Genomic DNA, 9,550 nt, shown 5'->3' with positions numbered 1-9,550 from the left:
CCCTGGCCGAAGTAGCAGCCTGGGCAACTGGGCGGGGCACGCGGGGAGTCGCCTCCCGGAAACAACCCGGGCAGCCGGCCCCCCGCTGGATCTAGGGGCCTCTGCTCCGTCAGGACAGGCAAGGCAACCATCCCCGTAAATGCCGTCTGGTAAGCGCCCTGCAATCGGCGTAGATTCGGCTCAGTTTATGGTGTGGCCTTTGTCATAAGGAGCCTGAGATGGCCGGATGGAATGCCGACAACGCAGCCGGGAGCACCGGGCAGGGAGCCGTCACGCTGGTGGCAGGATCGTCCTTCTGCATATCGCTCCCGAACGGGGATGTCTTCCCCCATCATCCCCATGGCATTTTCTACCAGGACACCAGGATCCTGTCCCGATGGGCGCTCACCGTCAACGGACAACCGCTTGAGCCGCTGGGGGCGTGGACGCCTTCTCCGTTCCAGGGCATGTATGTCGGGAGGGCAACGCGCTCCGACGGGCGCGCAGACAGCCCCCTGACCGTAGAACGGAAACGTGAACTTGGCGCGGGTTTTGTGGAGGACATTACTGTTCACAATTATTCTGTTGAGCCGGCCGCGTGCGAGGTCGCGCTGTCGGTGGATGCTGATTTCTCTGATCTTTTCGAGGTTAAGGACGGCCGGTTTCTTCGCCGCTGGGAGCAGACCCGGCGACCCCGGGCGGGTTCTGTGACCATCGAAGCCACCTGGCAGGGATCACGCAACGGGATTGTGGTGCGGGTACGGGATGCCGAGGTCACCGCCGACGGCCTCGTCGTAAACATGGTGGTCCCGCCGCATGGAAAATGGACGGTCCGCGCCACCGTGCTGCCGCTGTCAGCGGAAACAGATGTCGACGCCGGCGTACCCACGGTCGCTCTTTCAGCGGATCTCATCTCAGCACAGGAACGGCGACAGCGGGCCTGGGAAGAGCGCGTTCCGCTTCCCCGCACAGGGAATCCGTCCATCGAACGAAGCCTGATGCGCAGCCATGACGACATCGGAGCCCTCCGCATCGTGGACCCCCTCCACCCCGACCGGATGGTGGTGGCCGCAGGGGCACCGTGGTTTATGGCGCTGTTCGGACGGGACGCACTGCTGTCCTCCTGCATGGTCCTGCCCGTCGATGCAACGCTGGCCCTGGGCACACTACAAACCTTGGCGGACCGGCAAGGGTCGAAAGTGGATCTGCTGACCGAAGAGCAACCGGGAAGGATTCTGCACGAGGTGAGGCTCGACGTCGGAACGGGCCTTGCGCTGGGCGGCAGGTCGGTCTACTACGGCACCGCTGATGCCACCCCCCTGTTCGTCACGCTCCTCGGGGAAGCCAGCCGCTGGGGACTTCCCGCTGAAGACATCGCCGCGCTGCTGCCCAATGCCGACCGCGCGCTGGACTGGATCAGGGACTACGGCGACCTCGACGGCGACGGCTTTGTTGAGTACGAACGGCTCAGTGACCAAGGCCTCATAAACCAGGGCTGGAAGGACTCCTGGGACGGAATCAATTTTGCCGACGGCCGGATCGCGGAGGCCCCTATAGCCCTGTGCGAGGTGCAGGGGTATGTCTACAGCGCCTACCTCGCCCGGGCGTGGATGGCCTACGAGGCCGGCGACGATGCGCTTGCCATCGATCTCCGGGAACGTGCCGAGCGGCTGAAGGCACAGTTCAACGAGCAGTTCTGGCTCCAGGATCGGGGGTACTACGCCATCGCACTCGACCGGGACAAACGGCCCGTCGATGCCTGCGCCTCCAACATGGGCCACTGCCTGTGGTCGGGAATTGTGGACGAGGACAAGGCACCGTTGGTTGCCCGGCGGCTCATGTCCCCGGAGATGTTCAGCGGCTGGGGCGTACGCACCCTCGCCACGGACATGGGAGCCTACAACCCGGTCAGCTACCACAACGGCTCGGTCTGGCCCCATGACAACGCCCTCATTGTTGCCGGCCTGATGAGGTACGGCCTGGTGAAGGAAGCGCAGCGGCTCTCCTCGGCGCTGATGGAGGCCGCGGAATTCACCGAGAACCGGCTTCCCGAGCTGTTTTGCGGGTTCAGCCGGGCCGATTACCCGGAGCCTTTGCCCTACCCGACGGCCTGCTCCCCCCAGGCCTGGGCATCCGCAACGCCGGTGATGCTGGTCCGGAGCCTCCTGCGGTACGAACCACATGTCTCCCGGGGTGAGCTCTGGCTGGATCCGGCCCTCCCGGAAACTTGGGGAGGCCTGCGCACAACAAACCTGCCAATTGGAGAGGCCAGGGTTACGCTCGATGTTTCAGGGTCACGCGTGGACATTGCGGGACTACCCGAGGGCATGGTGCACCGAAGGGGAACCCGCCCGCCACTGACCGATCTGGTGGACCTCAGCGGCCTGCGCCGGACCTGACGGCGGAAGGGGTAACTCCTTCCTTTGACCTTCCCCCAAACAAAGCACAGCCGACGACGGCGGGACCTCCCGCCGTCGTCGGCTGGCTTTAAAAGCAACAGCAAAGGCTCCTTTTCCGCGCAACAGAAGCAATTTCAGGATAACGATTGCCTGAGACCGGCATCACAGCTAAGCTTCCGGATAGCGCTTGCCATCCCTTGCCCTTCCCGATGGCGTACATCACCACCCCAACTAAACAGGAACCACCAATCGATCCAGGAGGACCGATGAAACATCCTTCAACGATGAGGCGATGGGCCCGCATGCTCGGGCTTGCCGCGGCTCTTTCCCTCGTAGCCCCGGCAGCCGGCTTCCCCGCACCGGGCGGCACAGCTCCTGCGACGGCAGACACCGGCCAGGACGTAACCATCAGTGAAACAGTGGGTGCGAACGGGTTCGTCCACCCGGGCATCGGCGTCAGTGCTGACAGCCTGCGCAACGCCCGGAGCATGGTCAAGGCCGGCACCGAGCCGTGGAAGACCTACTACGACGCCATGGCCGAGACGCCGTTCGCCGCAAAAAATTTCCGCTCCTCCAACGGCAGCGCAGTCATCGACCAGCCCGGCAGCACCGCCTTCAACTCCCAGGGTATCCAGAGCAGGCTCATCCGTGACGCCTTCGGCGCCTACACCCAGGCCACTCTCTACGTCATCACCGGCGACCCCGTGTACCGCGAGAACGGAATGCGGCTCATCCGCATCTGGAGCAACATGGACCCGGCCAAGTACGCGTACTACCCCGACGCCCACATCCATTCCGGGGTACCCCTGTACCGGATGGTTGCCGCGGCCGAGATTTTCCGCTCCACGAGCGTCCCGGAGGGCTACACCGCCTATGACCTGAACTGGAACGAGCAGGACACCGCGAAGCTCAGCGCCAACCTCATCGGGCCTATGACCGAAACGTTCCTTCACACCAACTGGCGCTACCTGAACCAGCACGGATACCCGCTCACCGGGGCGATCGCAGGGTACATCTTCACTGAGAATCGTGAGCGGTATAACGAGGCAGTGGAGTGGTACACGGTCAACGCGACCACCTCCCGTCCCGAGCAGAACGGCTCGCTCGCAGCTCTCTTCCCGCTCATCTCCAAGGACGATCCCCTCAACCCCTACGGCTACTCCTTTGTCCAGCATCAGGAAATGGGCCGAGACCAGGCCCACGCCTGGGACGGCATCAACATCCAAGGTGCACTGGCCCGTTTCCTCACCGTCCAGGGCACCAGGATCGACCCCTCGGCCGGCACGGTTTCCACTGCCTCCAACGCTGTCTCGCCGTACAAGTTCCTCGGCGACCGCCTCCTCAAGGCCGCGAATGCCTTCACCGGGTACATGCTCGGGTATGAAACGCCGTGGATCGACACCACCGGCGGGCCGGGCAGTCTCTCTGAGGCCTACCGCGGCCGTATGTTCAACCCGATCGACGAGCTCTACCACGTTTACAAATACGACCTGGGCGTGGACGTCGAAACGGAAGCGCCATATGTCGCCGAACTCCACGCCAAGGCGGACGGGCCCAAGTTCTTCTGGGGCACAGGCGCGTACAACTCATGGGAAAGCAACCCTGATTACAGCCCCGAGTACTGGCTCTCCCTTCCGGCTCAGGTAGCGGGGCAGACCAGACCCGTCGCTACTGACGCCAAGATCCAGTTCGAGACCCGCAGCTCGGCCACGGACGGGAAAAAGCTCAAGGTCAGGACCGAGGACGGCCGCACGTTCGTGCACGTCGGTGCAGCAGATAAAGGCCGCACAATTGCCGCCCGTACGCTCATGTACGTCAGCCGCACCGGCTACAGCCCCGTCGGTGTCCAGTTCAGGAGCAACGGACCCGCAACCCTCGCCATCGGGAGCAACCCGGCTAAGCGGCTGGAAGTACCTCTTCCCGACACCCAGGGGCAGTGGCGCTATGTGACGTATGACGTGGATGTGGAGAAGCTGAACGGTGTTAGCCCGGGCGGCGAAAATCTGGCCTACTTCACGGTAATCGGAGCGGACGGCACAGAGGTGGACTTCGATTACGTCAACCTCGAAGCCAAGACGCAACTGACCGTGCCGCAGTTCCCGGCAGACACCGCAACGCCCGTCATCGGAGTGTCGGGCGCCGCGCTTTCCCGCTCGCTAGCGGCAACGGATGCAGGAGGGGAGCCGCTGCAGTACTCCACCATGGGTCTGCCGGCCGGCGCCCGGATCGACGCCGCAACCGGTCAGCTTCTCTGGAGTCCGGCCGCTGACGCAGTCGGCGAACACACCTTCAAAGTAACGGCCGACGACGGCACTTCCGTCGCGACGCGTTCCGCCACAGTGGTCATCGCTCCCACCCGGCAGGCAGCCTTCGATGCCGCCCTGACAGGGTTCGATCCGAACGCTGTCTACGAGACTCCATCCTTCGCATCCTTTGAAACAGTGAGGAATGAAGTCCGGACGGCAAAGGAATCAGCCGACGACGCCGGCTACCTTGAGCAGCTTGTTCGTCTCCAGAAAGCGGTGAAGGAGCTCAGGCTGCTGACTCCGAAGCTGGCGGACGACAAATCAATCGACTACCGCGGGCTCGTCACCACCAACCCGACGGGCGTCCAGCCGAGGAACCTTGTGGACGGAAGCTTCCACTCCACCACGGGAGACCTGCGGGCACCTTTCACGCTCGACTTCGGCCAGGGCTTCCAGGTGTCAGCCGATGCATTTGGCCTCCAGGCAAGGTACAACTTCGCCAACCGTTCACAGGGCGCCAACGTGTACGGCTCCCGTGACGGACGGACGTGGACGCTGCTGACGGAGCGGGAGACCACCAACACAACGGCGATCGACTTTGCGATGGAGACGATCCCGGTGCGCGCCGAGGTGGCAGGGCAGACGTTCCGCTACCTGAAGGTCCAGGTAGATCACCCCGGTGTGCCAACCGACCCCGCCTACCCGGGAATCTCGTCCTTCGGCGAGTTCCGTATCCATGGCGAACGGCATGAGATGGCCACCGCAATTTCCTCGCTGTCCATGTCAACGTCCAACACGGACAAGGGTCTGGCCACGAACGGCGACACCGTAACGCTCGCCGCCGTTGCCACCGAGCCGCTGTCCGAGCTGAACATCGTTGTCGAGGGAGCAGCCGCCACTGCCACGTCCGCCGACGGGATCAACTGGACGGCCAATGCGGTGTTGCCTGCCGACGTCGAATATGGCCGGGATGTGCAGTTCAGCGTCGAGTACCGGACGGTCTCCGGTAAGGTCGGCACCACGCTCACAGCCACAACAGACGGCAGCCGTCTTGCCTTGTGGAATACCGCGATCCAGCGGGTTCCGGTGGCTCAGGCCTGGGTAAACGCCTCAACCCGCGCATGGCCAGGAACGGGCACCACGCAGGAGAATGCGTGGAAGATGTTCGACAGGAACACGAACACATACACGGACACGACGACGGCGAACGGCTGGGTCACGGTGCAGCCCACCGACGCCGCCACACGCATCGTCACCAACATCGTCCGGGTCTACCCCCGCGCGAGCCACATCAGCCGGGGCAACGGCACCGTCATCCAGGGATCCAACGACGGCGGTGCAACGTGGACGACGTTCCTGACCATCAACGGCATGTCGGCGGCCAACTGGTACACGTTCCCGCTCCCCCAGCGCGCAGACTACGCCCAGGTCAGGGTGCTCGACGAGCACGGTGGCAACGTGAACCTTGCCGAAGTGGAGTTGTTGAACAAGGCGGGCTAAGCCCTCCCGCAAACCCCATTTGGCCATACTCGGGGCCGCATTCTGGTGATCAGAATGCGGCCCCTTGTCGTTGGTGCCCAGGGCTGGAGGCCCGATGTATTGATGCCGTGAAGGTATCAGTCGATGCAATATCGGGCTTAGACAGACATTGCCGGGATGTCTACTGTCGGAGGCAGGTAAGAACTGTGCCGGTCCTCACATCACCTGGTGATGGTCCCCCTCCATTCGCCAAACATCTATGGACAAGGAAGCTCATGATGAAATCGAAAATCTCCGTCGTGCTCAGTGTTGGGGTGCTCGCAGTGGCAGCACTCGGCGGTTGTTCGCAGGGAGGTGCCGCTCAAGGCACTTCCGTCCAGCAGAACGACGAAAAGTCGCAGACCCTGGAGATCTGGCAGCGGAAGGCTCCCGGAAGTCCTTCAGATAAGGTCGGCCAGGAGGTAGCCAAGGCGTTCAGCGATGCTACCGGCGTTCAGGTTGAATTCACCTCGATACTGGAGGACTTCGAAATCAAACTTCAACAGCGCGCTTCACAGGGAGATCTGCCCGACGTTGTCATCAACGACACCGCACAACTTGGAAACATGAAAACCCAGGGCCTGCTCCGCGAGATCGATCCCGCCAGCATAGAGGGCTCGGACAAGATCAAGCCGAGGGCCTGGGAGGGTGCAAAGGCGGCAGACGGTAAGTTCTACGGCGTACCCCATACGGCCCAAACAGTTGCTTTGTTCAATCGAGCGGACTGGCGCAAGAACGTTGGCGCTGAAGTCCCGACGAACTGGGATGAACTGGTCAAGCTGTGGGAGTCCTACTCCACAGGGGACCCCACAGGCACCGGAAAAGACGTTGCAGGCCTGGGCGTCCCGGGATCCACGAAGCGCGGCTACATCTCATGGAACACTTCCTCCTTCTTTTGGTCCGGCGGCGGAGAGTACTTCAAAGAGAATGGCAGCGGAAAGTTCACCTCGGAAGTCGCAAGCGACGGATCTGTAGCGGCCGCAAAGTGGATCCGCGGACTGGTGTGCGAACACGACGTTCTCCAGCCCGGAGTGGGCAGCCAGGACACCACCAACGTCAAAGAGCTGTTCCAGACGGGCGCCGTCGGATCCTACCTCGTGGCGCCCTACGAACTGGCCAGTTTCGATCTGAAACCGGGCAAGGACGTAGTGGAGGTCTTCGCCCCGCCGGCAGGCCCGGCAGGTCTCACCACTCTGGCAGAAGGTAACAACGTTTATCTGATGGCCGGCAGCGCAAATGAGTCGGCACAGGAAAAGTTTGCCGAATGGGCAGTCTCTGCCGAAGGTCAGACGGTTGCAATGGCTGGCGACCGGGAAGGCAACCTGGTCCGCGTACCCGTCAACTCCGATGTGGATATGTCAAAGGTTCGGGCGGACTCCCGCTGGCAGATGTTTGAAAAGCTGTACGAAGAGAATGGACGCTACGTTCCCGCCGTTCCCAACTGGGCTCCGTTCCTTAACGCCTCAGCGGAGACCCTCAATACGCTCATCAGCGACTGCAGCCTGGACGTTGCTGAGCAAATGAACAAACTGGACGAGAAATTCACTGCTGAGCTTGAAGCTCAGGGGGCGCTGGCGGAATGAGCAATTCAGCGCTCATCGAGAAGTCTCGAGAATCTGAGCGATTGCCCAGCGGACCAGCCAGGCGGCGTTCCCGCCGTCGGAATGGAGCCTTCTGGGTCCCCTGGGCATTCCTCGCTCCCGCGCTTGTTCTGTTCCTGATGTTCAAGTTCATCCCCATGGGGGAAGCCGTGATGACGAGCTTCCAGAACGTCCGGCCCTTCCTCGGCAACCAGTGGGTTGGCCTTCAGAACTACAACGCATTGGTATCCAGCGATGATTTCCAGGGCGCGGTCTGGCATACGCTGCTACTCGGTGTGGGACAAACCGCTGGTTCCTTGCTGCTGGGCTTCGTCCTGGCCCTTCTCCTGGAAGGACAGGCAAAGCGGCTGTGGTTCGTAAGATCAGCCGCGTTCCTCCCAGTAGTCGCACCGATGGCCGTCATCGCCGAAGTCTGGCGCATCATCTATCACCCCACAGGCGATGGCATAGCCAACCAGGTTCTTTCCTGGATCGCCCTGGAACCTTCGCAGTGGATCAACTCGCCCGACTCATCCCTCGTTTCTGTGATGCTCGTTGGAATTTGGCGGGGTGCGCCTTACGACATGATCATCATCGTCGCCGGTCTGGTCAGTGTGGACAAATCCCTCTATGAAGCGAGCGCACTCGACGGTGCGGGCCCGCTCCGCCGGATACTCTACGTAACGCTGCCGGCGCTCAGGCCCGTGATAGCCATCCTCCTGACCCTGGCGGCCATCCGCGGCATGCGGGTATTCACCGAGGTGTTCCTGCTGACAAACGGCGGACCAAACGGCTCCTCTGAGGTGGTCATGACCCTGATCTACAAACTTGGCTTCGAACGCAACCAACTCGGAATCGCCGCAGCAGGCTCGGTTCTTCTCTTTGCGGCCACCGTCGCGTTGACCCTACTGATCCAGCTCTCGCGCAGGAGGAAAGCATGAGCACCAGCTTCGATTCAGCCTTAGGTCTGGGAACCAACAACAAACCCTGGATCAAGGCAACTAACTACTTCCTCTGGGCGCTGATCATTGTGGTCTTCGCCGGCCCGCTGATTGCCATTATCGTGGGCGCCTTTTCCACCAACCGTGACCCTTCACAATTGAGCCTGATACCTCAGCAGCCCAGCCTGGAGAATTTCTCCACAGCCCTGGACCGCAGCGTCATGCTCTACCTCGGAAATTCGCTCATCGTGGTGGGCATCGGCCTCTTGTTCCAAATGCTGGTTTCGGTTTTCGCTGCCTATGCCCTGGCGCGCAAGAAGTTCAGAGGACGCGGAATTGCCATGCTTCTGGTTCTGGCAACGTTGATGCTGCCCGAGGAGATTCTGGCCATCCCCCTCTCGCGGGTCCTCTCTGATGTTCCATTCATTGGCGTCAACCTCATCAACACCCTCGCCGGCATGATCGTCCCTGTCATCGCCTGGGGATTCTCCATATTGGTGATGACCGAGTTCATGAAGGAAGTGCCGATGGAACTCGAGGAGGCGGCCAGGATTGACGGAGCAGGCGAATTGCGCACCTTCTTCTCCGTTATCCTCCCCACCTGCACACCCGCGCTCGGCGTGATCGGAGTCTTTGGGTTCACCATGATCTGGGACCAGTACCTGCTGCCGCTGATTGTCGCGTCCGATTCGAACATGTTCACCCTCCCCCTCGCGCTGCGGAGCCTCAGGGCGGATCCGGAGGTAGGGCTCGGAGTTGTCCTTGTAGGAGCCACCCTGGCTCTTCTGCCCTCCGTCATAGCTTTCCTGTGCTTCCAGAAGTCCTTTATGCGCGGGCTGGCCTCCGGTGCGGTCAAAGGCTAGAACGCAACCCATGACTACGATTGG

At 62.0% G+C, this 9,550-nt stretch carries 5 protein-coding genes; all 5 read left to right on the top strand.

The window, feature by feature from the left end; genetic code table 11:
• Window positions 1-218 precede the first annotated feature (218 nt).
• Window positions 219-2,378 (top strand): glycogen debranching N-terminal domain-containing protein, encoded by a 2,160-nt coding sequence (locus RIN13_RS15810; RefSeq protein WP_309108288.1) that lies wholly within the window; start codon window positions 219-221, stop codon window positions 2,376-2,378.
• Between the two features lie 266 nt (window positions 2,379-2,644).
• Entirely contained in the window at window positions 2,645-6,124 is a 3,480-nt protein-coding gene (locus RIN13_RS15805) for a putative Ig domain-containing protein (protein WP_309108287.1), read from the top strand.
• Window positions 6,125-6,378: 254 nt separating this feature from the next.
• Entirely contained in the window at window positions 6,379-7,725 is a 1,347-nt protein-coding gene (locus tag RIN13_RS15800) for an extracellular solute-binding protein (RefSeq protein WP_309108286.1), read from the top strand.
• Window positions 7,722-8,663: a sugar ABC transporter permease gene (locus RIN13_RS15795; RefSeq protein ID WP_309108285.1), complete on the top strand. Its 942-nt coding sequence runs from the start codon at window positions 7,722-7,724 to the stop codon at window positions 8,661-8,663. The genes RIN13_RS15800 and RIN13_RS15795 overlap by 4 nt, the downstream gene beginning before the upstream one ends.
• Complete coding sequence (locus RIN13_RS15790) at window positions 8,660-9,526, top strand: carbohydrate ABC transporter permease (protein WP_309108284.1); 867 nt, start codon at window positions 8,660-8,662, stop codon at window positions 9,524-9,526. Before RIN13_RS15795 ends, RIN13_RS15790 begins: the two co-directional genes overlap by 4 nt.
• Window positions 9,527-9,550: the final 24 nt, after the last annotated feature.

The sequence above is a fragment of the Arthrobacter sp. genome (assembly GCF_031179985.1).
Classification (GTDB): domain Bacteria; phylum Actinomycetota; class Actinomycetes; order Actinomycetales; family Micrococcaceae; genus Arthrobacter.
Note: the sequence above shows the minus strand (reverse complement) of the source record. Positions and strands in the feature narration are given on the sequence as shown.